Annotated in this window: 20 protein-coding genes; 2 read left to right on the forward strand and 18 right to left on the reverse strand. The window is 33.4% G+C overall.

The window, feature by feature from the left end; all coding sequences use genetic code 11:
- The first annotated feature begins 6 nt into the window (after positions 1-6).
- Both HPY57_11765 and truA read left to right on the forward strand, forming a co-directional pair.
- Complete coding sequence (locus HPY57_11765; GenBank protein ID NPV12452.1) at positions 7-1,632, forward strand: arginine--tRNA ligase; 1,626 nt, start codon at positions 7-9, stop codon at positions 1,630-1,632.
- Positions 1,633-1,715: 83 nt separating this feature from the next.
- A complete protein-coding gene (gene truA / locus HPY57_11770) occupies positions 1,716-2,492 on the forward strand; it encodes a tRNA pseudouridine(38-40) synthase TruA (protein ID NPV12453.1) in 777 nt (258 codons plus the stop codon).
- Positions 2,493-2,578: 86 nt separating this feature from the next.
- On the opposite strand, the gene HPY57_11775 is transcribed toward truA, so the two are convergent.
- From HPY57_11775 to HPY57_11860, 18 genes are all read right to left on the reverse strand, one after another.
- Positions 2,579-3,112 carry a hypothetical protein gene (locus tag HPY57_11775; protein NPV12454.1) on the reverse strand — a complete coding sequence of 178 codons (534 nt, stop codon included), beginning with the start codon at positions 3,110-3,112 and terminating at the stop codon, positions 2,579-2,581.
- Between the two features lie 286 nt (positions 3,113-3,398).
- Positions 3,399-5,375 (reverse strand): T9SS type A sorting domain-containing protein, encoded by a 1,977-nt coding sequence (locus HPY57_11780; GenBank protein ID NPV12455.1) that lies wholly within the window; start codon positions 5,373-5,375, stop codon positions 3,399-3,401.
- Complete coding sequence (locus HPY57_11785) at positions 5,317-6,054, reverse strand: N-acetylmannosamine-6-phosphate 2-epimerase (GenBank protein NPV12456.1); 738 nt, start codon at positions 6,052-6,054, stop codon at positions 5,317-5,319. Before HPY57_11785 ends, HPY57_11780 begins: the two co-directional genes overlap by 59 nt.
- Positions 6,038-6,898, reverse strand: a complete 861-nt coding sequence (locus tag HPY57_11790; GenBank protein NPV12457.1) for an FAD-dependent oxidoreductase — start codon at positions 6,896-6,898, stop codon at positions 6,038-6,040. The genes HPY57_11785 and HPY57_11790 overlap by 17 nt, the downstream gene beginning before the upstream one ends.
- 84 nt (positions 6,899-6,982) lie before the next feature.
- Positions 6,983-7,834, reverse strand: coding sequence for a pantoate--beta-alanine ligase (locus tag HPY57_11795; GenBank protein NPV12458.1), 852 nt, complete (start codon positions 7,832-7,834; stop codon positions 6,983-6,985).
- Between the two features lie 17 nt (positions 7,835-7,851).
- Positions 7,852-9,231 (reverse strand): magnesium transporter, encoded by a 1,380-nt coding sequence (gene mgtE, locus HPY57_11800; protein NPV12459.1) that lies wholly within the window; start codon positions 9,229-9,231, stop codon positions 7,852-7,854.
- Positions 9,232-9,366: 135 nt separating this feature from the next.
- A complete protein-coding gene (locus tag HPY57_11805) occupies positions 9,367-10,209 on the reverse strand; it encodes an acetyl-CoA carboxylase carboxyltransferase subunit beta (protein ID NPV12460.1) in 843 nt (280 codons plus the stop codon).
- 14 nt (positions 10,210-10,223) lie between these two features.
- Positions 10,224-10,928, reverse strand: coding sequence for a DUF1573 domain-containing protein (locus tag HPY57_11810; GenBank protein ID NPV12461.1), 705 nt, complete (start codon positions 10,926-10,928; stop codon positions 10,224-10,226).
- Positions 10,929-11,005: 77 nt separating this feature from the next.
- The gene (locus HPY57_11815; GenBank protein NPV12462.1) at positions 11,006-12,472 is read right to left on the reverse strand and encodes a hypothetical protein; all 1,467 of its coding nucleotides are present in this window, start codon (positions 12,470-12,472) and stop codon (positions 11,006-11,008) included.
- A gap of 51 nt (positions 12,473-12,523) precedes the next feature.
- Positions 12,524-14,554, reverse strand: a complete 2,031-nt coding sequence (locus HPY57_11820; protein NPV12463.1) for a type 1 glutamine amidotransferase-like domain-containing protein — start codon at positions 14,552-14,554, stop codon at positions 12,524-12,526.
- A gap of 179 nt (positions 14,555-14,733) precedes the next feature.
- Complete coding sequence (locus tag HPY57_11825) at positions 14,734-15,723, reverse strand: PorV/PorQ family protein (GenBank protein NPV12464.1); 990 nt, start codon at positions 15,721-15,723, stop codon at positions 14,734-14,736.
- A 14-nt stretch (positions 15,724-15,737) separates the two neighbouring features.
- A complete protein-coding gene (locus HPY57_11830; GenBank protein ID NPV12465.1) occupies positions 15,738-18,503 on the reverse strand; it encodes a hypothetical protein in 2,766 nt (921 codons plus the stop codon).
- A gap of 25 nt (positions 18,504-18,528) precedes the next feature.
- Positions 18,529-20,985: a TonB-dependent receptor gene (locus HPY57_11835; protein ID NPV12466.1), complete on the reverse strand. Its 2,457-nt coding sequence runs from the start codon at positions 20,983-20,985 to the stop codon at positions 18,529-18,531.
- 14 nt (positions 20,986-20,999) lie between these two features.
- The gene (locus tag HPY57_11840) at positions 21,000-21,839 is read right to left on the reverse strand and encodes a MurR/RpiR family transcriptional regulator (protein ID NPV12467.1); all 840 of its coding nucleotides are present in this window, start codon (positions 21,837-21,839) and stop codon (positions 21,000-21,002) included.
- Positions 21,839-22,843 (reverse strand): T9SS type A sorting domain-containing protein, encoded by a 1,005-nt coding sequence (locus tag HPY57_11845; GenBank protein NPV12468.1) that lies wholly within the window; start codon positions 22,841-22,843, stop codon positions 21,839-21,841. Before HPY57_11845 ends, HPY57_11840 begins: the two co-directional genes overlap by 1 nt.
- Before the next feature lie 118 nt (positions 22,844-22,961).
- On the reverse strand, positions 22,962-24,368 hold the full coding sequence (gene yfcC / locus HPY57_11850) for a putative basic amino acid antiporter YfcC (protein ID NPV12469.1): 1,407 nt from the start codon (positions 24,366-24,368) through the stop codon (positions 22,962-22,964).
- Positions 24,365-25,225 (reverse strand): cyanophycinase, encoded by an 861-nt coding sequence (locus HPY57_11855; protein ID NPV12470.1) that lies wholly within the window; start codon positions 25,223-25,225, stop codon positions 24,365-24,367. Before HPY57_11855 ends, yfcC begins: the two co-directional genes overlap by 4 nt.
- Complete coding sequence (locus tag HPY57_11860) at positions 25,218-26,327, reverse strand: M20/M25/M40 family metallo-hydrolase (GenBank protein ID NPV12471.1); 1,110 nt, start codon at positions 26,325-26,327, stop codon at positions 25,218-25,220. The genes HPY57_11855 and HPY57_11860 overlap by 8 nt, the downstream gene beginning before the upstream one ends.
- Positions 26,328-26,376 lie beyond the last annotated feature (49 nt).

The following is a 26,376-nucleotide window of genomic DNA, read 5'->3' on the forward strand; positions in this document are numbered from 1 at the left end:
ACAAAAATGAAAAATTATCTTTACTTAATCTTTAAAAATCTTGAAGGCAAATTATCTTTTATTAATACTGATAACATTATCTTCACAGTCCCTAAACAAAAAGAACATGGTGATTTTGCAACAAATTATCCTTTCTTACTCGCAAAGGAATTAAAAAAATCACCCAAAGAAATAGCTAATCAGATAGTTGAAAATTTGGAGGACACTGAAAACGCTCTTGAAAAAATTGAAGTAGCAGGAAACGGTTTCATTAATTTTAAATTCAAGAAGGAATTTATTGACAAGCAGTTAAATCTTGTTCTTGAAAAATCATCTGAGTACGGAAAATCGAACAAATATCTCGGCAAAAAGGCACAGGTTGAATTTGTTTCTGCAAATCCTACAGGCCCTCTGACTGTGGGACACGGACGAAACGCTGTTTTTGGAGATACAATTGCAAACCTTCTCTCTGCGGTCGGTTACAAAGTTGAGCGTGAATATTATTTTAATAATGCTGGCCGTCAAATGCGCGTATTGGCTGACTCAGTTCGATTAAGGTATCTGGAATTGCTTGGTGAAAAAATTGAATTTCCAGAGGATTATTATCAAGGCGAATACATAATTGATATAGCTAGAAAAATTTATGAAGAAAAAAAAGATGAACTAAAAAATTCAGACGATCTTTCTTATTTCAAGAATATTGCAGAAAGAGAAATCTTCGCTGATATTAACAAAACCTTGAATCGACTCGGAATTAAGTTTGATAATTACTTTAATGAAAATTCACTGTATGAAACCGGTAAAATTGATGAAGTCGTTAATGCATTTAAAGAAAAAGGATATTGTTATGAAAAAGATGGTGCTCTCTGGCTTGCTCTAACTAAAGCTGGACTTGAACAAGATAAAGTTATTATCAAAAGCACTGGCGAACCTACCTACCGATTGCCTGATATTGCATATCACATTGAAAAATTCAAACGAAATTATGATTTGATGGTCGATATCTTTGGCTCAGATCATATGGCTACATATCCTGATGTACTTGCAGGACTTCGAATTTTAGGTTACGACACTTCAAAGGTTAAAGTGCTTATTCATCAGTTTGTGACAATTGTGAAAGATGGTGAAATAGTTAAAATGTCGACTCGCAAAGCAAATTTTGTAACGCTTGATCAATTAATTGACGAAGTTGGTGCCGATGTGGTTCGTTATTTTTTTCTGATGAGATCAATTTCCAGTCACTTGAATTTTGATATTGGACTTGCAAAAAAACAAACTGACGAAAATCCTGTTTTTTATTTACAATATGCTCATGCAAGAATTTGCGGAATTTTGAGATTGGCAAAAGAGGAAGGTAAAAATCCTGGAAATAAATTTGAGCTTTTGAGAGAAGAAGAAGAAATCGAATTGATCAAACATATTTTAAATTACCCTGATATAGTTTTAAGATCTGCAGAAAATTTTGATCAACTGATTTTGATTAGCTATTTACATGAACTCGCTGAGTTATTCCACAAATTTTATCACGAACATCGTGTGTTGGGTCAGGAAGAAGAACTAACATCTGCAAGGCTCTCACTCTGCAAAGCAACACAGATTGTTCTGCAAAATGGACTTGCAATTCTTGGCGTGAAAGCACCTGAGAGAATGTAATGCTTTAAATTAAATTATCTTGCGTTGAAAATTGATAAATCAAACCGCACATAATTTATTAATCCTCTAATCAGAAAATCACAATGCCTAAATTCAAATTGACAATTGAATACGAAGGGACACGATACAGCGGCTGGCAAATACAGAGAAATGCAAGAACAATTCAGGGTGAAATTATTGGTGCAATCAAAAAAGTTTTTGCGACAAACGATTTTGATTTTCAAGGTGCTGGCAGAACCGATGCTGGAGTTCATGCATTAAATCAAATAGCTCATCTCGATGTAAAAACAAATCTTTCGGAAGACAAAATTAAATTTGCACTGAACGATAATTTGCCCTCTGATATAAATATTCTGGCTGTCGAAAAAGTAAATAAATCATTTCACGCTAGAAAAGATGCGAAATATCGCTCATACCTTTATATCATCAGTAAGAGACGAACTGCTTTTGCAAAGAAATTTGTTTGGTGGATAAAGGACGAGCTTAATTTTGAAAAAATGAATCTCGCTTCCAGGCACTTCATTGGTCTAAAAAATTTTCAATCATTTGCTGATATAGACGATGAAGAAAAATCAACATTGGTTAAAATAGAAGATGTGCAGTTGAAAGAAGAAGGCTCGTTGATTTTGATTAGAGTTATTGGTTCACATTTCCTCTGGAAAATGGTCAGAAGAATGGTTGGTGTGTTAGTCGAAATTGGCAGAGAAAATCTTACTGAAACTGAATTAATTAAAATGTTTGAATCAAATACAGATTTACCTTTAAAATTTACAGCCCCACCATCTGGATTATATCTTGAAAATGTTTTCTATTCGAATAATTATAAGCTTCCTGAATTAAAATCCTGGATCAAATTATAGGAATACAAAAGCCGCCCTACATTCAGGATTTTATGCAAGGCGGCTTTGTGAAGGGTGCGTATGAGCACTTAGTTAGATTTTGTTAATTATAATTTAAAGTCAACTCCTAAATGTAAGTAACCAATCCCGTATCCAAGGCTTGCAGTTAATGCTAAAGACGGCATAATGAAATATCTTGCATTAAAAGTAAATCCCCAGACAAAACCACCGACGCTTGCAGAAGGTTCAGGGAAGCCTCCAGGATTATTTACCCATTCCCATTTTGCGCTTGCAACATTATAACCAATATTGAAAGCTCCATAAGTGTCAAGATTTTTCAAACCAAATACATCATAATGATATGTTACCATTCCCAGCACATAGATATTTGTATATGACCATTTACCAGAGTAGAATACTCCACCGACATCCTCGGAATAACCAGAATACATTCCGACAAATCCAACTCCAAGATTATCACCAATGCCATATTCACCATTTAATCCAAACCCGAGAGATGCGTTACCAACACCTCCAAGTGCAACTCTACCACCAAGGTAGGTATCACCTGATTTAAAGCCTTGAGCAAAAGCTAATTGGGCTATTAAAACGAACGAGATAACAAATAGGACTTTTTTCATTTTTGGTTCTCCTTAATTTTTTTGATTGTCTGTTTATTGAAGTTCATCATTAAGTGCTCATTTTTGTGCTCATACTGTGCCCCTTTTGATTGTTGGAACAAAAATGCATTAATAATTTGAAAGAATGATTTCATAATTTCATTATTCAACTTTCTGGTTCTAAAATATTCTAATACTGTAAATCGTCAATTAGTCATTTGGCGTATTTTTTTAATAAGGAAAGAATCGAGGAAGGTATAATTGGCTTATAATAATAATTGCCCTAAATCTTAAGTTTCTCAATAAATTATTTCAACAAGATCATCTTTATAATTTTTGATTTATCTCCTTGCTGTAACTTCAAAAAGTAAATCCCTGAAAAAAGTTCATTACCATCAAAAGTAAAATTGTAAGTTTTATTTCCTTCTAAATAGTTTTCAAGTAAGGTACTTATTTTTCTACCAAGAACATCATAAATAGTGATAGAAACAAATCCATTATCTTTTAAGGAAAATCTAATGTTGGTCAGTGAATTAAATGGATTGGGATAATTTTGATATAAAACAAAATCTTCAGGCGTTTGATTGGAGTAATCCACTTTTGTTGTGTTTCGATAAAATTTAATTGCATCCGCAATACAGTAACCATCGCTTGATGAGTTTAATCTTACTTTAATAGTATCATTCGCCTTAAAATTAATTTCGCCAAGGAAATTCCAGCTTCCACCATTTTCTCTTTGATTAACTGAAAATAAACATAACAAACTATCATTTTTAAAAACTCTATATACCGCATTCAAAGAACGATTTGGATGAGCACTCCAGAATGCATATAACTTCATTGAGCCGCTAACTTGCGATATAAAAGTCCATTCACCAAAAGCGTTTGAATTTGGAGGAATTACATAGTAATCTTTTCCAAATCTATCTGGCTGAGATGATGAAAGCCATCCACCGGAACCTGTGAAAAGTGAGTCTGAATTGTCTATTACAAAAGAGAAGTAATCATTGTTATTATCAACTTCGATGATTTGATATCCTCTGCCTTCGAAATTATCAATAGTTTTTGCTCGAATTTCAATCTCTAAATTTCCATCATTGTGATTTGAAAAGTCAACGACAAACATCCAGGGTTCTGAATAAATTGTTTGAATTTCGGAATTATTAATCATCAGCTTTGCTTCTGTTATTGGTCTTGAACAATTAATTTCAAAGTAAATTGTATCAATCAGCCTTACAACTTTTGGAGCAATCGAGATAAGTGGGACATTAAAATTTACATTTGTAATGAAATAAGGATTCTGAATCACATTTTTATAAGCATTTAAAACAGCCGAATTATTTGTCAAAGAAAAATCAGATTTATTAATTAGGTGTGAATCGTAATCAAACCAGAAAACTCCTTTTACTCTTGGGAAATACTGTTGCAAATTATTGTAAAGTTGCTGCATATGATTAATACAATAATCAGTGGTAATTCTTGGCAGCGGCGGATTACCTCTCCATTCTCTTGAAGCTGCTGCCCATTCACAAATCATAATTGGTTTATTTGGAAATTTATTGTAAACAGCACCGACCTTTGAGAGAGTTGAAATTCCTGTTTCATTCATTAAAGAATCATAAACAGGACCCCACATATAAAAATTTACTCCAACCCAATCAACATATTCATCACCTGGATAATAAGCCATTATGTTTCTTGAGGTATCATTTGGAATATCGGGACGCCAATTCGGGCACCAAACCATCACAACATTTGGTGCTTCTTCTTTCATTATTCGATGCATCAATCGCCACTTTTCTTTATAAAGAGTTGGTGAACCAAACCAGGGGACCCAATCGCCATTCATTTCGGAAGCAAATCTTAAAAATATTGGTATTCCGCTCTTAGCAGCTTCTCTTGCCCAATTTCTTAGATGAGGTCCATCAACAACATCACGAAAAGCAGTGTCTGGTTCGAAGCCAAGCTGCATAAATGCATTATATTTTTTACAAGAATCAGCAAAAGCTTTCGGGAATGGAGATGAAACAGAAGTATAAGTCAAATATCCTGTATGTTTCTTACCGACAAGTGCTTCAAAATTCGATATCATTCCATTAACATTAATATCATTTTGAATGAAGGCACCAATATAACATCCGCTTGGTGGTTCATACTTCGCAACAGTTTGCGATAAGACAAAATGATTAAAGAATAGAATGAGCGAAAGTGTGACAAAAGATTTTTTACTCTTCATCAAAATCGAATGAATTATCATTCTCTGATGTTCTTTCAAGTGAAGCATTTTCTATTGCTGAGACGAACCAAGATGTAACAATTCTGGGCCGAGTGATGGCTGTTCCAACCACAACAGACCATGCACCAATTTTAATTGCTTCTGCACAAAATTCGGGAGTGTTGTATCTCCCTTCGGCAAATACTGGAACTCTTAAATTATCTACCAATTTTCTCAGTAAATCAAAGTCTGGTTTATTGTTATTAAGATAACGGGTTTCTGGTGTATATCCGCTCAAAGTTGTAGATACACAGTCGGCACCACTATCAACGCATGCGATAGCTTCATCATAAGTTGCAATGTCAGCCATAATTAAAGCATTATATCTTTTCTTAAGTTGTGAAATAAACTCTGGACCCGACAATCCTTCTCTGATTCGAAAAGTTCCATCAACAGCAATTATATGACAACCAATTTCAAGCAATGATTCAAAATCTCTAAATGAACCAGTAATTTTAACTGAACCATCTTCGAATTGAGACTTAATCAATCCAATGACAGGAATTTTAACATTCGCCAGAATACTTTTGGTCTTTTTAATTCCTTCGGATCGAATGCCTTTTGCGCCGCCCATCTCTGCAGCACGAGCAAATAGAGTTACGCCTTCAGGTGTGTTAAACGGATCATCTCCCTCTGATTGACAGGAGACAACAAGACCATTTTTTAATTCTTCAAAAATTTTTTTCATCGCTTAATCTTTTCTCGATTTCTTCGGCAATTAAAATTTCATTTTCTGGTTCGAATATATTTACAAAATCAGTGATGAATGAAATTCTTTCGTCGAACTTTGCTCTTTGATTTAATGTAAACATCAAATGTGACTGAGCAGGGACAATTTGAATTCGACTTCGATTTTGTCTTAGCAATTCATCTATCTTATCCAATGTCTGCGTTGCAATTTCTTCTACATCAAAAAGATTTTGTGTATCTAAATCAATTGATAACCACCACCTTTCATCTTTCAATCTAATTTTTTGATCTACATTCTGTAAAATTTTTTCATCTACTGGTAGAGAAATAAAATTAACTTGAGCCTTTGAAAATATTCTCGATGTTTTATCTATTAATGGTGCAAAAGTAAATTCAGTTGAAAAGTCAAACAGCTTTGAAGTTGTAAAATTAATTTCACCTTCCTTACCAATTACATTAATATAGATCAAATCTTCAGAAAAATTAACTTGATATGGAGTGATGTGAAACAAAAGTTCAATCTCATTTTCTTCACAAACTTTTTGAAGAATATATTTCACAACTTCAGGATTGAATAAAATATACTGGGCATCTTCGAATAAAATGCCTTCATTAAATTCTTTAACTCGCTTTAAAATACTGTTTAAAACTTTACCTCGATCAAAGTCTTCTTCAGGTTTTCTCTGAAGTAGATTAAGACTTTCTGTAATTGAGCCGCCGAAAAATCCGTATCGATTTAAAAGCAACACTTTTTTGAAATTCTGTTTTAGAAAAATTGAAGCTACAACTCCAGAAAGATTAGCGGGATAAATTATTAAATCATATTGATTGCTTGTTTCCATTTCTCATCAATTTATCTGTGGAACATTAAGAATTTTATGGAGATTTTTTTCCAGCTATACGACATTTCGAAAATTATTTAGAATTTATCTGCCTAAAATTGTATTGTCAATCAATCTTGTGTTTCCTATTCGAACGGCGAGTAATAAATAATATTCATTTCCTTCTTTCAATAAATCAGCTTTCTCAAAACTTTCTTTCTCAACAATTTCCACATAATCAATTTTAGCAAGTGAAAATTGATTGATTAAATTCTTCACTTTTTCAATTAAGACTTTTGCTGATCTTTCTCCTTCGTTGAAAAGTTTTTCAGCAAGTTGAATTCCTTTATAAAGACACAAAGCTTGATTTCTTTCTTCGCCTAATAAATAAACATTTCTTGAGCTCATTGCAAGACCATCAACTTCTCGAACAATTGGCAGAACATCAACCCTAATTGGAATGTTCAAATCGTTAACCATTTTTTGAATTATAAAAGCTTGCTGAGCATCCTTTTGACCAAAAACAGCAAAATCTGGCTGGACGATATTAAATAACTTTATTACAACAGTCGTCACACCTTCAAAGTGAGTCGGGCGAAATTCTCCTTCTAAAATTTCACTGTACTTTCTGACCTTAACATAAGTCTGATAATTTTCGCCGTACATTTCCTGAGCTGATGGTATAAAAACAAAATCACATTTTTCTTTTTCAAGTAAACTCAAATCCCTTTGTTCATCTCTCGGATAGCGATTAAAATCTTCGTTTGGAGCGAATTGAGTTGGATTGACAAAAATCGAAACAACACAAAAATCTGAATTTTGTTTAGCGTATCCAACAAGACTGAGGTGACCCTCGTGCAGATATCCCATCGTTGGAACAAAAGAAATGATTTTTTTCTGAAGCTTTAAATCCCTTAATTCGTTTCTTAATTCACCAATTGTTCTAAGAACCTTCATTCTTTTAACCTAAAGTCTTATAATAATTTACCTTTTAAAATTTCCATTGCGACTGAAAAGTAAATAATAATTCCAGTCACATCTACGAGCGTTGCAACAAAAGGTGCTGAAGATGTTGCGGGATCAAATCCAATTTTCTTTAAAATAAATGGAAGCATTGAACCAATCAAAGTTCCCCACATTACCACACCGATGAGTGAAAAGAAAACAGTCATAGCTACATAAAACCAATATTCACCATAAATATGAGTAGCTTCTTGCCATAAGAAAATTCTTAGAAAACCGATGAAGCCCAAAATAATTCCGAGAGAAAGACCGGTTAGAAATTCTCTTCTCATAATCTTGAACCAATCTTTCAAAGTTACTTCACCCAGAGCCATAGCGCGAACAACCAGTGTTGATGCCTGAGAACCCGAGTTACCACCACTTGAAATTATCAAAGGGACAAAAAGGGCAAGCACAACAGCCTTCGCAATTTCTTCTTCAAATACTGCCATTGCTGTTGCAGTAAACATTTCGCTGATAAAGAGAATTGACAACCAGCCAGCTCTTTTCTTAATCATCTTAAGAATAGGAATCTCTGAATAAGGTTCTTCCAGAACTTCAACAGCGGCTTGTTTTTGAATATCCTCAGTTGTTTCTTCTTCTGCAACATCCATAATATCATCAACCGTCACGATACCAAGTAAAATTCCATTGTTATCAACGACAGGTAACGCAACTGTATCATACTTTTGTAAAACCGAAACGGCTTTTTCCTGATCTTCGTTAACAAGAAGAGGTGTTATGTTTTCATCGTAAATCTCTGCAATTTTTTGGTCGGGCGATGCAAGTAAAATATCTCTAATATCAACTGAGCCAAGCAGTTTTCCTTTTTCATCTGTAACGAAAATGACATTTAATGTTTCCTTACCTTTACCGACTTTTCTTATGTAATCAAGAACCTCCTGAATTGTCCACTCAGCTTTGACAGCCAGATAGTCTGGCGTCATCAAACGGCCAATTGAATTCTCAGGATAACCTAAAAGAGTGGTTGCAATTTTTCTTTCATCGGTTGAGAGTAGCGAGATTAATTGGTGCAGAGCTTGAGTGGGAATTTCCTCAAATAATGCAGTACGGTCATCAGGATCCATTTCATTCAAAATTGCTGCAACATCCTCCTTGCCCATCGATTTAATTAATTCCATCTGAGTATCAACATCAAGATATTCAAACACATCAGCTGCAAGTTCACGATTCAATAACCTAAAAATTATAACTCTTTCTTTTTCCTCAAGTTCAACGATCAATTCAGCGATGTCTGCGGGGGGCCATTCCTGTAAAACTTCTTTTAATACATCAAAACGTCTTTCATTAAGAAGTGATTTAATTTCAGGTTTCAATAATTGTGTGAGCATTGTTTCACCCTCTTGATTTTAAAATTAAATTTCAAACAGAACAAATCCTGAGGGATTCGCTCCAACTTTTTAGATATGCTTCAAAGATTTGCTTAAGCCTAAAAAATCAAAACAAAAGATCCAGAGCCTATCAATTTAGCTTGCAAATAAATCAAGCAACTGTGTAATTTTTGATTTTAATTCTTTTCTGTGACAAATGAAATCAATAAATCCTTTTTCAAGTAAAAATTCAGATGTCTGGAAACCCGGAGGAAGGTCTTTGCCAGTTGCTTGTTTTATAACTCGTGGTCCGGCAAATCCAATTAATGCACCAGGTTCAGCAATATTTACATCGCCGAGCATTGCATAGCTTGCGGTGGTACCGCCAGTTGTTGGATCTGTTAATACAGAGATATAAGGCACTTTTGCTTCAGCAAGTTTTGTGAGCAATGCAGAAGTCTTTGCAAGCTGCATAAGTGAAAGAGCACCTTCCATCATTCTGGCACCGCCGCTTTTTGAAATAATAATTAACGGATACTTAGTCTTAATTGATTTCTGAATCGCACGAGCAATTTTTTCTCCAACCACTGAACCCATACTTCCACCAATAAAAGCAAAATCCATTATTGCAGCAACTACATTATGACCATTTATTTTGCCAGTACCTGTTCTTACTGCATCATATAATCCTGTTGTTTTAATCGCCTCTTTTATTCTTTGTTTATAAGGTTTTGTATCGACGAAATTCAATGGGTCGTCGGACATCATTTTTTTGTCCATCTCTTTGAAAGATTTTTCGTCAAACAAAATTTCAATGTACTCGGCACTTCCGATTCTAAAGTGATAATTGCATTTGGGACAGGTGTAAGCGTGTTGCTCAAGTTGCTTTTTATGAATTATCTCGCCGCACTTATCACACTTTGTCCACATTCCATCAGGAATTTCTTTTTTCTTTGAGTCGCTTTCGATTCCGCTTTTAGTTCTTCTAAACCAAGCCATTTAAAAACCCTCCATTATTTTCTATAAACATCTGCTTGAATTGTCAAAATTACTTCTGGATTTGATGGATCATTCGAACGGATTGTCACATATCTTGTAACCAATCCATTATAATTTGTTGAATTGAACTCAACTCTTATTTCACTTATATCGCCGGGATTTAATTTTCTTTTCTTTGGAATTGCGGCAGCACATCCGCATGAGGAGTGAATATCAACTATTTCAAGAACGCCCTGACCTGTATTTGTGAAAGCAAACGATGTCTCGTATATCTTACCTTCTTCTACTTTTCCAAAATTGTGAAACAACTTATCAAAGAAAATTTTGGGAGCACCAGTCGTATCAATGTAAACTTGAGCTTTGATTGTTATTACTTTTGTCGGATTATCAGGTTCATTAGTTCTTAAATAAATTCTCTGAACTTGATTTCCAAATTTACCGTGAGTATCGAAACGAACATCAAGAAAACCTCTTTCTCCAGCAGCATATTCTTTTTTCTTAAGTGTTCCAACAGAACAACCACAGGAAGCAGAGATATCAAGAATCTTTAATGTATCGCCGCCAGCATTGTAAAATTCAAATGTATGCTGAACAACATCATTCTGTCTGATCTTTCCAAAATCATAAGTATCTTCAACAAACTTAAGTTGCGGTTTAATAAATTGAGCGTAGGATGTAACAATCAGAGCACTCAACATCAAAAAAATTCTCTTAATCATAATTCCTCCACTTTGAAAACTAACAAATGTATACAAATATATTTGATATCTTAGAAAATTACTAAGAGGTGGGTTGATTATTCAATCTTTAATATTGGATAGTTTTTACAATTATAAAGATATCTGAATTTTTCATATTGAACTAATCCGCTCATTGATTGCGGTTCTAATGCAAGAACAATTAAATTTTTCTTTAGTTGATCAGTTGGTATTAAAATATATTCTTGTCCAAGTTCTTCTTTATTTACTCTTTGCTCTTGAATTTGAATATCAACTAAATATTCCCCCTCAATTAAGATCGAATCAATGTTTATAACTTCATATCTACTTATCACTTTATCATCAGGAATGATTTCCGAGTACCTCAAATTATGATCTTGAATAAATTCTACTAATAATTCATCATTCTTTGGAATTAAGTAAGCAAATGGAATTTTTATTTTCAACAAGCTTTCAATTACCGGATGATAATTTGAAATTGAAATGATTGTATCTTTTTCTTCACCAACTAACTTTACTGGTAATTTGAATGACTGACCATCAGGGAAGTGGTCTGATCGAACAATTACGCTGTCCTTTTTAAGAATATCTTTTCTTGCGGCTTCGACAAGTTTTTTAATTTCTTTCTGATTTTGATAACAGAATTTCAAAAGACCAAGCATTGTTTCACATTGTCCCTTTGCTCTTCTCTCAATATTATCAAGATAGAAATCTCTGCCATTTTTACCTTCAAGAATAAATGACAGAGTATTTAAGATTCCAAAACTTTGTCTACCATCATTTATATCGACTGTGCTGTGTCTTAGTCTTTCCTTGTCAGGTGGACCACCTACAACATATTCACAGAAAGTATAATTTTTTGCTTTCAGATAATTTTCTATGAATGGTAAAACTTTTTTCTTTTGATAAGATCTTAACTTTTCATTGATATTTAGGTTAGTCAAAAGACCCAGTTGTTCATCGGCATTCTTGTAATAATCAAATTCTTTCCAGTCATTTGAATATGGGAAATACTCGTGTACATCTAAAGTTACTTCAAAATTGTATTTATTAAAAAGTTTGTGAAGAGCTTTTGTTTCATTTTCTGTAAGAATTAAATGATTTCTGTTTAAGTCAACTCCATTAGAATTTCTCCGCTGATTTTTTTCAGAACCATCTGGATTCATCTGGGGGATTAGAGCGAAATCAATACGATCAAATAAATAGTGATTTTCTTTCTTAAGAAGTTCTTTAATTAAGAATAGAACCCCTTCTTTACCAGATTGCTCATTTCCATGCTGTTGTGCAAAAAATAATATTTTCAGTTTGTTTTTGTTTTTACCAAAATCGCCTTTTGAAAAATAAAGTATGTAAATTTCTCTTCCTTCATTAGTAGTTGTAAGAACTTCTTTTTTAATCAATCTCGAATTTTTGTCAATTTCAGCAACATACTTTTTCAGTTCCTCATAAGAAGTCAGACGGGTGAAATTGGATTTCTCGAGCGGAGTATCTTGAGAAAAAAGTAATGATAAATAAGCAAAAAGAATTAGCAAAACTCTAAACATATAAAGTCCTTGATTTTTAATTTTTCAAAAAGATTAAAATACTTGAGTTGATTACTTTAATAAAACCATTTTTCTTGTTTGAGAATAATTATCAATCTCAAGTCTTAAAAAATAAATTCCATTTGGCAGATCAGTTGCCTTGAAATCAAGTTCATAATACCCAGCATTTAGAAAATCATTAAATAAAACTTTTACATTCTGTCCAAGAATGTTAAAAACTTTTAGTGAAACAAATTTTTGTTTATCCGATCTAAATGTAAATCTAATTTTTGTTTCATTGTTAAAAGGATTTGGGAAATTTTGATGCAGTTCAAATGGTTCAAATTCAACTTCTTCACTAAGTTCATTGACCGATGTTAATTGATCAAATTTCCCTTTATTAAATAAATATTTTATTTGCGAATGATTTGTAATTGAAATCCTAAATTTATCAATTGCAACAACCTGTCTTGGACCGACACTTCCGCTTGCTCTATATGTTGATGAATCGATATAAAGTGCATCTCGTGCATCAATGATTAAATATGGTATTGATACATTCCCAGATAGTGATGAATCAAATTTTGAAATCTCAACTCTGCCAGTCCCGTTCAGATATAACCCGAATCTTTTTCTATTTCTCATCATACCCCACAAAACAGAGCTCATCCGATTCTCGTAGAAATTCGAATTTTCATAAATCATTGGTTGAAAAATTAAATCATCAAAAATTGAAAGACCATTATTATTAGTCATTCTTCCTCTAAACGAGGCAAGATTATCTAAATCAACATTATCAACATAAAATTGACCCGCAATCTTTCCAGAATTCCCGAAGAAAAATATTGGCTTTGATTGATTAATGCTTGAATAAAAAGAATCAGATAACAATGTTCCTTGTTGATTTAGCAAAGTCAGATGTTTTAATGAATCACCTGCAATTATAAAGCAGGTTGCTGCTGAAATTTTTGATGCTTCTTCGGGAATATTCAATACTAAACTATCGAGATATAAGACTGAGTAATTGTAATTATTTGATTGAAGATAATTTATGATTGTGTTTGTTCCAGAAAATCCTGGGTGAGTTATAAGTAAAATATTTGTTGAATTATTACTAATTAAAAATTGAGAAAGATTCTGATTGGTATGTAAACTAATATCGTTATTTCCAGTTAGATAAAAATTTGTCTTTGAAAAACTAAAGCCAGCAGAACTATCCAGTACTTTTGCTGAGGCAGGAACTTCTAAAATGTCAAGATTCTGAAAATCAAATTTCCAGTTTTTAGTTAAGAGATGACCGCGAAGATTTTCAATTGTGTATTTATTGTTTGTGAACTCAGATAGTTTGGTTTTACCATCGAAATAAAAAACTGCTACCGAGCCGCTTCCCATTACGACTGCTGATTTATCAGGATAAATACAAATCGCTGTTCTGTCATCAATTCCGGCTCCGATTATTTTTTTCCCATATGTATAAAAAATATTATATAACATTGCAATTAATCTGCCGTGTCGACCTCTTTCCATTAAATGTGTATCAATCAAAACATTTGGCATTAGATTTAAAAAATTATTTTCGAATTTCATTCTTGAATAGAAGGGATTCAGCAAAGCTTCATCAGGATAGGCAGAACCATTTTGAGCGCTGAAATCAAATTCACCAAGTACCATTGCGCCAGCACTTGTTCCAGCAATTACACCACCATTCTGAAAGACATATTTAATTGCATCTTCTGTTTTTGTCCCTTTCCACAATCTAATGTACTGCCATTGATCTCCACCTCTGAGAAAAATAGCTTTCGCAGTAATAAGTTCATCGTAAGTTGACTGAAGATTAGCTATTGTAGTTGAAGAAATTGTTTTATTATATGCAGTATCAGCACCAAGCCACATAAAATAATTTGGTAACCAGCTGGATGCATCTGAATAGCTTAAGATGATAATTTTTCCGCTATCTGATTTTTGCACAATCCAGCGGTAAGGTTCATCGCTCCAATCGTTGTAATTTTCACTTCCTCCACCAATTGCACAAATGTAGCCCTGTGAGTAAAGAAGTTCTGTAAGGATAATTAAAATAATTAAGAAAATTTTATGAAAACTCATGTCAATAATTTTTTTGATCAATAATAAAATGTTTTATCGAGATTAAAGAATAATTATTTCGAGCCTCAGAATGTAAATTAAAAGACAATCTCTCGTGCTCTAATGATTTTTCCCTTTATCAACTTAAATCAAGAATTTCTATAAACCTGTTCAGATCTAAAGTTTATTATTAATAATCTTTAAAATTCAAAGTTCAAAGAGATACGATGAACATTTGGTAAAATTTTAAATGCCGAGTAACTGTAATCAAACGATAATTTATAATCAGCAAAAACAGTTTTTATCCCACCGCCAAGTGTAAAGTTTTCATCATCATAATTGTATTTGTATCCGCCTCGAATTGAAAGCATATCAAAGAAAGTAAACTCTGAACCGAAATGAATTCTTTCTTTATTGTCATTTGGGTGAGAAGCATCAATCCCAATTCGAGACTTAAAGAATTCGGTTTTAAATAAGTCCATTCCAATGCCCACTTGAAAATGTAAAGGCAAAGGATAGTCATCGGTTACCAGTCGAGCAGGGGTTAATCTGTTTAAAGGAAAGTTATTATTTCTATCGTGAACTACATTTAAATCTGGACCGGACATATTCAAATCAGGGCCAAAGTTTGTCATTGACATTGCAATAGTTAAATTTTGAAAATCTAATGTGTATTGTGTCCCAATATCAAAGGCGATTCCATTAGAAGTCTCGTTCCATATTCTTTGATAAATATATTTCATAGTCAAACCAAATCGAAATCTATCAGTCAAATTTCTTGCATAAGTTAACCCAATTGCCATATCCTGCGCATCAAAAAATCTTCCCGTTCCATTTGGTTCTAATTCAGTTGTAATCTCCATCTTTTCCATATTCAAAACGATAATGCTTGCACCAAGTATTCCAAAATCACCGAAATTTTTCGCAACTGCGAAAGCATTAACATCAAAAAATTTGAACCAGTTGAAAAAAGTAAAATGAAAAGAAGTTGATTGAACATTTGCAATACCGGCTGGATTCCAGAATACTGCTGAAGCATCATCCGTTAGACCAACAACTGCAGAACCAAGTGCAGCGTTTCTTGCTCCTATAGGGATTTGTAAAAACTGAGCTCCAGATGTTCCAAGATTTGGATTTTGAGCAATTAAATTGATGGACAAAACTAAAACCAAAATAAAAACTCTTTTCATAGCTCCTCCAAATTTTATTTAATTACTGCAAATCGATTGAGATATTCACCTACACTCGTTTTAACAACATAAAGATAAATTCCCGTGCTAATTTCTCTTCCCCCTTCCGCTCTCAAATCCCAGATTGCTGTCCCAGTATTAGAATTATGATATATTGTTTTTATTAAATCTCCATCCAATGTAAATATGTAGATAGTGCATTCATTTGGCAGATTAATAAATTGTAATTGTCTAAGTGGTTCTCTTCTCAATTCGCCAAATTCTGGTTCAAATAAAGAAGAAACCACATAAGGATTTGGAACGACTTTAATCTTGCTTAAGTTTTCTTTTATCACCTTCGACTCAATTCTTGATGGAAGAATAGAAAATCTATAAGCATCTCTTAAATTTGGTAAAACAGGAACAACTGTTTCAAATGAAAATACATTTCCTCGCGATGGTGGATTATTTGATTGAAATTCAAAACGAACATTAATTCCGTTGAATGTAATCGACTCTAAATTTCTGATTGTATCTTTTTTCATAATTGTATCTAATCTTTCATTTCGAACGAGTACACTGATAAAGCCGGCGCCATTCACAAATCCATTGCTCTCAACTGAAATTAGATACATCATATTCTTTAATGCGGTTGTATCTGAAACAGATGGGATAATTTTCATAAAGTCAGAACCACTTACACGCGAAAGATTTCTGATTACATCTGGCGGAACAAGCGAAAACAAAATTCCATCTGGTGTTGAATATGGTGTATTCAGCCAGAATGGTCTCTGATTTATCAGTGTATCCGACCCATTTTTAACTACAGTAGCAGCAAAGTTTAATGTAATATAGTCACCTGCTTTTGGTTTAAATTCTGCTGGAACTGTTGGATCTGGATCTTCGATTTTAATTCGCATTCCTGGATTTACTGTATAAGTCGCTCCTGATAGATAGCTTTTAGGATCAGGTGCGATGTAATCACCTGTGTAAAGATCAATTAAATGAAATTGGGTTTTTGAAATAAATTCAATTCCATATCGTTTGGGTTCTGTTCTGGATGAATCTGTAATAATGGGTGTGACTTTAGTTAAAAGTTTGCCCCTCTCTGTTCTTTGTACATAGGAAAATTTTAGTTCGTAAGTTCCACCAGCAAGTTCATCTTTATCAGTAGGATCTACAATCAATTGATAATTTGAATTTCCAGTACCAATATAAGCTACAGTATCCGAGCTAACAGATATCCTACCGATTTGTTTAGAATAAGGAATAACTGCGATCGTATTTATAGCTGAAGTATCTTTACCAAGAGGACTTTCGAGACTCGCACCAACAAGCGTATCACCACGATCATAAGATGTTACGCAATACCAGTATTCAATACCGTTTACAACTAAAGTATCAATGTATGAATATCGTAAACCTCGATCGAGACCAATTTTATTAGGTAAATCGTAGTCGGCTAACTTTTGCCAGTTTACGCCTTTGTCAAGACTTTTGTAAACACGATAACCTTCAAAATCATATTCTCCGCTAAAACTATCTTTAGATTTTTCTGCTTTATCATCCCATATTAAAATTACTCTTCTATCACCTGCCCAGCCTGTTAGAGTTGGTGTAGCCGGCGGTTTGCTAATTTCAAAATCAAACTCGATAATTTTATAAGCATTATCGAGATATCTTATTGCATCATCGTAATCATCACCTGCAATTATTGCAGTAATAAAAACAAGAGTATCGCCTACATTTAATTTATAAGGACCAGAGCTAATGGTTGCAACAATATCAAGTCCTGAAGCGGGAATTGTATTAGGATCATCATAATGAATATTTGGATTAGGACCAAGATGAAAATATTTAGGACCCAGAGTTGGATTATTATATAATCTCGGATCACTTGACATTATCCAGTATTGTATAGAATCAATATCTCTATCATCATCGTAGAGATTATAGTGCATATCAGTAATGCCAAGTTGTACACCATTAACTTCAGGCGTTCTTAAAAAAGCAACACCAAAATACCCTGTTTTTCCATCGGGCCACTCTCTTGAATATCCTTTAGCATCATAGAAATAGAGAAAATTCTTTTCTTTCAAAAATCCAATCTTATCATCAGCATACTCCGGGACGCCGCCGCTTACATTACCAACATCAATATCACAATACATAGCGAAGTAAAGACTATCAAGATCTTTTTTGCCCTTATTAATTACCAAGTACTTATAAAAAATAATATTCTGAGCAAACTTTACTCCATAAGTGTATCCAATTTGATGAACTTCCAATCCAAGTATTGACTTTGAATTATTGCTGTCACTAAAAACACAGTAACTATCCTGATCGGATTTAAAGATTGGATTTCCATATTGATCTTTAATAGGCCAGCCATTAACTGGATGCCAGGTATCGGGTTTATCACTCATTGCAATTTTTGCAAGCTGCGGATTATGATAACCACCAACTGCTTCCCACTCTTCGTTGGTTGTAAATCTTCCCTGAACAACATTATCCGGTACGCCAATGAACGGATTTATTCGATAGATATAATGTTTTCCACTATTTATTGGAAATTCACCGGATGGTCCCTGTGATAATCTTCTTGGATAAAGTTTACCTCTGTTTTCAAAAAACAAACCAATATTACTCGCATTATGTACCCCACCTGCTCGATCTATTATTCCCTCTGATTTCTCAAGAGCTCTTAATCTTTCCATTTCTTCGATTTCTTTCTTGCTCTGTTGAGAATAAAGAGCAGAGATTGACAAAAAAATCAAAATGACTATAAATACTTTTTTCATATCAAACTCTTCAATTTCTGATTGATTAAAATTTAATTCCCATTCCTAATCTTATAATTCTTGGCGGACCATAATTTGCTGGATTTTTCATCCATTCTTCAGAATGACCGCCTACAAATGTGTATTCAGGATCCCCGGTATCAGGATAAACATAAATAACATTCTTTCGATTAGTGAGATTATAGATTTCAGCAAAAATTCTGAGCTTTGAGTTTTTTATCAATTTAATCTCTTTACCAAGTTGTAGATCGATTGTATAAGTAGCAGGTCTTCGGAGAGAATTTTTAACAACAAACCCTATGTCTCTTCCACTCGGAGTATAAGGATAACCACTGCTAGCTTTGAAAATCAAACTATAATCTGTATTTGAAAAAAGTTTTAATCCCGAAAACTCTGGTCCTTCATTTTCTGGAATTGTGAAAGTTGCAGTTGCATTTAATACATGGGTTTTATCAAAATCTAAGTAATAGAGCAATGTTGATTCTTGAGTTCCGGGATACTGCTCTGTTTCAGAAGATGCACTGCCCTTAGCAACGGAATAAGTATAAGTTAAACCACCAGAAAAATATCTATCGGGTCGAACATCAATTGTTAATTCAAGTCCTTTAATATTAGCATAGTCTTCATTTACATAAAGAGTATATCCGACATATCTTCCTTCAAAGTAAGGGAAATAATATCGTGTACCTATTAATCCCGTTACATCTTTGTAATATGCAACAAGGTGAGCCGCCATTCTTTCAGAAAATTGATGAGACAAACCAACTTCATAGGCAACAGTTCTTTGTGCATCAAGTGAAGGTTGACCAAAGAGAGGTTCTCTCACATTTAAATCATATTGTTTATTCTCAAACAGAAACTCAAAGTCTGGGTTTTGAAAGAAATGTCCATAAGAAAAATGTAATTTTGTTCTGTCAGAAATCGGATGTGCAATACCCACTCTCGGGCTTAACTGATATCTCGGTTTAACTTTAACAATTGAATTTGGATCTAATGGATTTTGTCTGAATTCAACATTTGCATTTAAGTAATCAAAACGGAGCCCAAGATTAATTATTAAATAAGGATATTCAATTTTATCTTGTATGTAGGTTGCAAATTCAAATGGATAAGTTTTGTAATTATTTATATAAGGGAAATTTCTTTTAGGATCGTAAATGTTCCAATAGCGTATCCAGTGCTTTTTAAATTGTCCTCCGAATTTCAATTCATGAATTTCTGAAGCCTGCCATTGGAAATCTATTTTAAAATCTGCAGTTACCGTACGGCTGTCCGTCATCTCAAGAGGATCGGCTTTAGAGTAAAATTCGAATCCGTTACCAATATTCGGAAAATATTCTCTCTGACTTACTGATAAATATTGAGAAGTATCTTTATCAATTCCAGAATAAAAGCCTTGATTGAAATAAGAAGCTCTGAAATCGTAAAAAAGTCTCGGCGATAATGTGTGAGTAAAGGTCAAAGCTGTCTGCCAACTGTCTGTTCTTATTCTCAAATATTGTTCGGGTATGTATTTAAATTCATGTGAATAATTTTGCCTTCTGCCTTTACTTCCTCTATTGGACAAAGTTATCTTAATTGAGGGAATATGAGTTGTGGTCAACTTTGAGAAAAAAGTAGAAACTTTATTATAGCCAAATGGGAGATAACTTCCTCGATTATCTCGATCAAAGGAGACAAAATATTTTAGTTTATTTGTAAAAATTGGTCCACTCAAACTTGCATTCAATCTATTTTCATCAAATTTATCGTATGGACTCAAGCCAAAATCGCTCGTCCTAAATTCAAGTTTGCCGGAAAATCTGTCAGTTCCTTCACGAGTTACAATGTTAACAACACTGCTCATAGCATTTCCATATTCTGCATTAAAAGTCCCTGAAAGTAAAGTCATCTCTTGAATTGCATCATTGTTAATATCAGTTGCAAGCCGACCGAGTAAAGGATCTTTGACATACATTCCATCTACAAGGTAAGCGACTTCATTTGTTCTTCCACCACGAACATGAATTGCTGTCCCTTCACCTACAACGCCTGCTTGAAGAGTTAATATATCTGTAAATCTTGAAACAGGAAGTGCTTCAATTTTTTCTCTCGTAATGATTGATATTGAACTCGTCATATCTTTTTGAATCATTGGAGTCTTCGCGACAACATAAACTTCCTGCAATACAATATCTGTTTGTTTTAGCTGAACTGAAATTTCAGTCGTTTGATCTATAATTATTTTTACATTCTCAACTATTACAGCCTCATAACCAATCGAGCTTACTCTTACTGAATAAACACCCGGAGGAATGTTGAGAATAACAAATCTTCCATTAACATCGGTTGCAGCACCTAAATTTGTTCCGACTAAAATTACATTTGCCCCTATAACTGGTTCTTTCGTTTCTGCGTCTTTTACAGTTCCAACAAGTTTACCCGTAACCCCAGCAATTAAATTCGAACCAATAACTAAAAAAAATAAAATTAATTTTTTCATAACCCACCTCTTCCTTAGGTTATTACTTGATTAAATCTTTTCATTATTAAATTAAACTCATTCAAAATTTTCTCGGCTCTCTTTTTATCCCTCTTTGCACATTCAGTCGCTATGGCATTGATCAAAACAGATATGGCTGAGAAAGAATTGGTAAATAGCATATTCTCACTTTTTACAATTAGTGAGTGTGTTGAATGAAATGTTAATGGTGCGGAACTCTTATTTGTAATTGCAACAATCTTAATTTTCCTTTCTTTAGCGAATTTTGCAGCTTCAATTGTTTCAACTGAGTATGGCGGAAATGAAAAAGCAATTAGCAAATCTTTATTTGTCATAAAAAGAATTTGATCATAAAATGTAGATGTATCACTTCTCAAGAAACTTGAATCTATCCCTACCTGATTTAATTGATAAGAAAGTATCTGCGAAAGTAGATACGAAATGCCTAACCCCATCGTAAAAACTCTTTCCGATTTTAATATCAAATCAATCACTGAGTCAAAAGTACTTTTATCAATTAATTGAAGAGTTTCGTTTATGTTTTTAATTTCCTGATTTGCAACTGCTACTAACATGTGCTCCTTCAATTCATTCACTTTAATTGAAGGAAACATTTCAAGCTTTTTAAGATTTTTTTGCAATCCTTTCAATAACTCTGATCTAAATTCACTATAACCTTTGAACCCAAGCCGTTGAGTAAATCTAACAATAGAAGCCACACTAAACTGTGTGGCTTCTGAGATTTCGTAAATGTTTAGAAAAGGAATTACATCAAGGTTTTCTAAAAAATAATCAGCAAGTTTACGCTGCTTCTTTGGAATCGAATTGTACCTGGCTAAGATTATGTTTTTCATTATTTCAATAGAACCATTTTTTTAATTGATGTAAATTGACCAGAGCTTAGTTTGTAAAAGTAGATACCAGATGTCAATTCAGAAGCATCAAATTCAACAAAATGTTTTCCCGCATCAAGTTCTCTATTAACCAAAGTTTTTACTTTTTGTCCAAGAGAATTATAAACAGATAACTCAACATTTTGCTTTTCTGGAATTGAGAACTCAATCATAGTCTTTGGATTGAATGGATTGGGATAATTTTGTTTTAATTCGTAGGAGTAAGGATTTATTCCATCATTTACTGTTGTCAGGGTTGTGTATTTTGCGTAGGCTTGTTCCATATTATTAATCAATTGTGTCTCATCACTTCCAACTGCAATCCCAACCCAAAAATGAGCAGAATCATTGGGCTGAATGGTTACAGGTTCTTGAGTTAAAATAGCAACTGAACCATCACCGCCGGCAACAAAGGAAGTATCAAAGTTACCATAAGTTAAATATCCCCAGAGAAGTGAGTCAGGATCATAATAAGAAGCCGTCCAATCAATTACTCTAAATGAATAAGTTGGTTGTGAAAATATTTTGTATCCGACCAGAGGACTTGTTCCTCTGAAAGAATAACCAATGTAATTTGGCAAATTGAATTTAACTGTTTCAAGTCCATAAGTTCCATCAGGCTGTGGAATAAATTCAATTCCTATAAACGGAGTAAGAGTAGAATTCTCGCGATTAACCACAGTGAATTTACAGATTACATAACTCTGATTCTGCCACCCATAAACTGAAAGTCTGACAAGAAAGTTTGGCGGTAAATTTGAATAAGCATTATTAAATGCGCCAAAAATTTCATAATCGCTTTTCTCAGGGCTTTGTACATTATAAGGTTGAATTTCTGTATCCGCATCTTTTTTGTAATCATATACCTGATCTTTGTTAACACCAATTAAAATTGACGATCTATCAATTTGTCTTAAATTGTTTATTGCTGGTGAATGTATACGAACCCTTCCATAAACATTCACCTCCACTCCGATACTACCGGTTTAAAAACTCTGAGCTAAAAGCTCGTGAAATTGAACTCCTATCAAAAGCAGGAGACTAGTTAGTAGAATTTTTTTCATCGCACCTCCATTTGTTTTATTATTGATAGTTAATTAAAAATGGTGGAATTAAGAGAATAAATCCCAACAAGAATAATATTACCATTAAAGGCAAAACCAATTTTGCCCATCTTTCCCAGGGCACTTTAGCCATTGTTAGAGCACCCATCGTAACCGCCGAAGTTGGAATAATGATATTTGTGTATTCACCAAATTGAAAGGCTAGTATTGCTGTTTGTCTTGATACACCTGTTAAATCAGCAAGCGGAGCCATAATTGGCATTGTAAGTGCAGCCTGTCCACTTCCACTGTGAACAAAGAAATTAATTATTGCTTGAACTATAAACATTTTCTGTGCAGAAAAAATTGGAGAGGAAGATTCAACAAATGGTGTCAGTCCATATAAAATTGTATCAATTATATGAGCATCTCTTGAAATAACCAGAGTTGCTCTAGCTAAAGCAACAATTATGGCCGTACCCACCAGATCTTTTGCACCATTGATGAATGAATTAACAATTTTATCTGTCTTTAATCCACCAAAAATTCCTGCAAGTACTCCCATAATCACAAACAAAGCAGAAATTTCTTCAATGAACCATTTGAATTTTATAACTCCAATTACAAGTCCAGCTAAACTAAGAACAAAGATTAACAGAACAAGTTTATGTCTTAGTGTCAATTTTTCTTCCGAATTCAATTCTAAATTCGTTTCGTTAAGTTTTCTTTCCTGATCAATATCAAATACTGGACTAATGGATGGATTTTTATAAACCTTTCTCGAATAATAAGTGATAAAAATTATTGCAATTGTAGTTGAGATTATCCAGCAGAAGACTCTATAACTCAGACCAGAGAACAAGGGGAGCTCAGCAATCCCCTGAGCAATTCCTACATTAAATGGATTTAAGAAAGCACTTGCAAATCCTATGTGAGCACCAATAAGCGGAATTGCAACACCAACAATCGAATCATATCCTAATGCTAGTGCAATTGGAACCAGTATCAAAACGAAAGGAATTATCTCCTCATTCATTCCGAATGTCGCCCCACCAAAAGAGAAAAGAATAACAAGTATAGGAATAAATGCTGCACGCATTATAGGAGATTTATTATGCATTAAAAGAAGTCTTTTAATAAAAGCATCAATTGCACCAGTGCTTGTCAGAACATTAAAAGCACCACCAACAAAAAGAATGAATCCAATTATCAAGGCGGCTTCTTTAAATCCTTTTAATGGTGCAATGAAAAGATCAAATAAGTCCTGAGGATTGCTCTCTACATATTTAAAAGAACCAGGAACAACTACCTCACGCCCATTGACTAAAGTTCTTTCATATTTACCGCCAGGAATTACCCAGGTTAATATTGCTATAAATACCAGCAATGAAAAAATGAGCAAATAAGTATTTGGTACTCTTAATTTGAATTTATAGTTGGTTTTCACTTTACAACACTCTTTGATTTAAGATCAAATTTTTGTCCAGATACCAGGATGTGCATTAAGATATTAGAGCCACTAAGTTTATTGCTTTGATTTTTAGTTACCTGTGTTGACTTAGTTGGATCAAAGACGATTACCTGACTTTCCCCTATTACTTCAAAGGTTTGATCTGGATAAACAACAATCGCAGTAGACTCATCAATACCAATTCCAAGTTTATCTTGATTTTCAAGAACAACACTAATTAGTCTATTTAACCTTTTTCTTTTAATAAAGTGTTGATCAATAATAGAATTTTCAATGAAACCAAATCCTTCGGATGTAATTATGTTCTCAGCTTCAATACAATTAAAAGGATTTGAGGAATCCTTGTTTCTGTATTCATCCCCGGTAATCATAATTTTACTCATTACAGCAGCACCTGCGCTTGTTCCACTTACAACACCACCACTTTTGTAAATACTCTTTATCAATTCTAAAAGTGATGTATTAAGCAAATCTCTGGTTAATAAATTCTGATCTCCGCCCGAAAAGAAAACAACATTACAATTTTTGAACTGCTTAATGAATCCTTCATCATTTGCCTTTTCTCTATCGCCATAAAACACAAGAACATCTTTAAAGCCGAGTGCTTGAAACTCTTTTTTCAATCTTTCACCCGTAATTAATGGCTCACTTGAAGCATTGGGAATAATCAAAACTCTGGAATCAGCTTTACTAAGTTCAAGTATTTTTGTCATAATTTCGTCAGTTCGATTACCACCACCAATTATGATAAGATACCCTTTTGGTTGAGCGAAGAAACTTTCCAGAAAAAAGAGAAAAAGTAAAACAATTAATTTGATTTTACTTTTAATCATAGTTCATTAAATGATAAGCTATTTTCGATGCTTGAACTAAATGTTCAATTAAAATGTATTCATTATTGCTATGCGGATTTTTAGCTCCGATTCCGATATTTATTGTTGGTATGCCTTTCTCGTTTAATGAATTTGCATCGCTGCCGCCAAATGAGATTTTTTCTTCTGGTTTTAAACCTGCTTTTGAAATCGCATCTACAATTCTTTTATAAACATCCCATTCAGGTTTAATCTGATATGGTTTGAAATCCCAACTAAAATTAAAATAAATTTTAGCCCCAAAGCTTTTTGCTTCATTTTCAAAAATATTTTTTACTGTAAGAATCAAACTATCGACTTTCGAAGAATCAAAAGATCTAATTTCACCTTCAATTATTACCAATTCCGGAACCACATTCGTAGCTTCACCACCAGAGATTTTTCCGATATTCAAAGTTGTTTCTTCTTCAATTCTTCCTTGCTTAATCCTTGAAATTGCCTTAGCAGCTACTTCAATTGCATTGATGCCTTTTTCTGGTTCAATACCAGCATGCGATGCTTTTCCTTCGATATTGACTTTGAACATTAAAGCACCAGGAGACTTGATTATGAAATTACCAGGATCTAAATGAGAATCGAAAACGAAACCCATTTTAATATTATTTCTCAATTTTAGAAATCTTGAACCGCTCAGAGTCGTTTCTTCACAAATAGTAAAAGCTATTGTGAACGGTTTAATTTTTCTTCCATTTTCAATTGATTTTTTTAAGGCATAAAGGATTGCCGAAATGCCTGCACGATTATCGGCACCGAGGATTGATCTACCGTCTGAAGTTATTTTACCATTTTGAATTATTGGTGATAAATTCTTTGTTGATCTGGCTGTATCCATATGAGAAAGCAAAACAAAATCACCACCACCATTAATTTCACAGATCAAATTTCCAGAATTGCCCCCATCAATTTGAAATGCATCATCTTCAAAAACTTTAAGATTAAACTGACTGATAAATTCTTTAATAAACTCTGAAACTTCCCTCTCGTTTTTCGATAGCCCCTCAATCTTGGAAAGTGAAATGAAAAGATCTACAAGTTCATTTTCATTAAAATTATCTGTAACCATTGTTTCAAAATAAATTTAATTGAAATTTCTATTACACTTTAAGGAAAAA

This window comes from Ignavibacteria bacterium, assembly GCA_013177855.1.
Classification (GTDB): domain Bacteria; phylum Bacteroidota; class Ignavibacteria; order Ch128b; family Ch128b; genus Ch128b.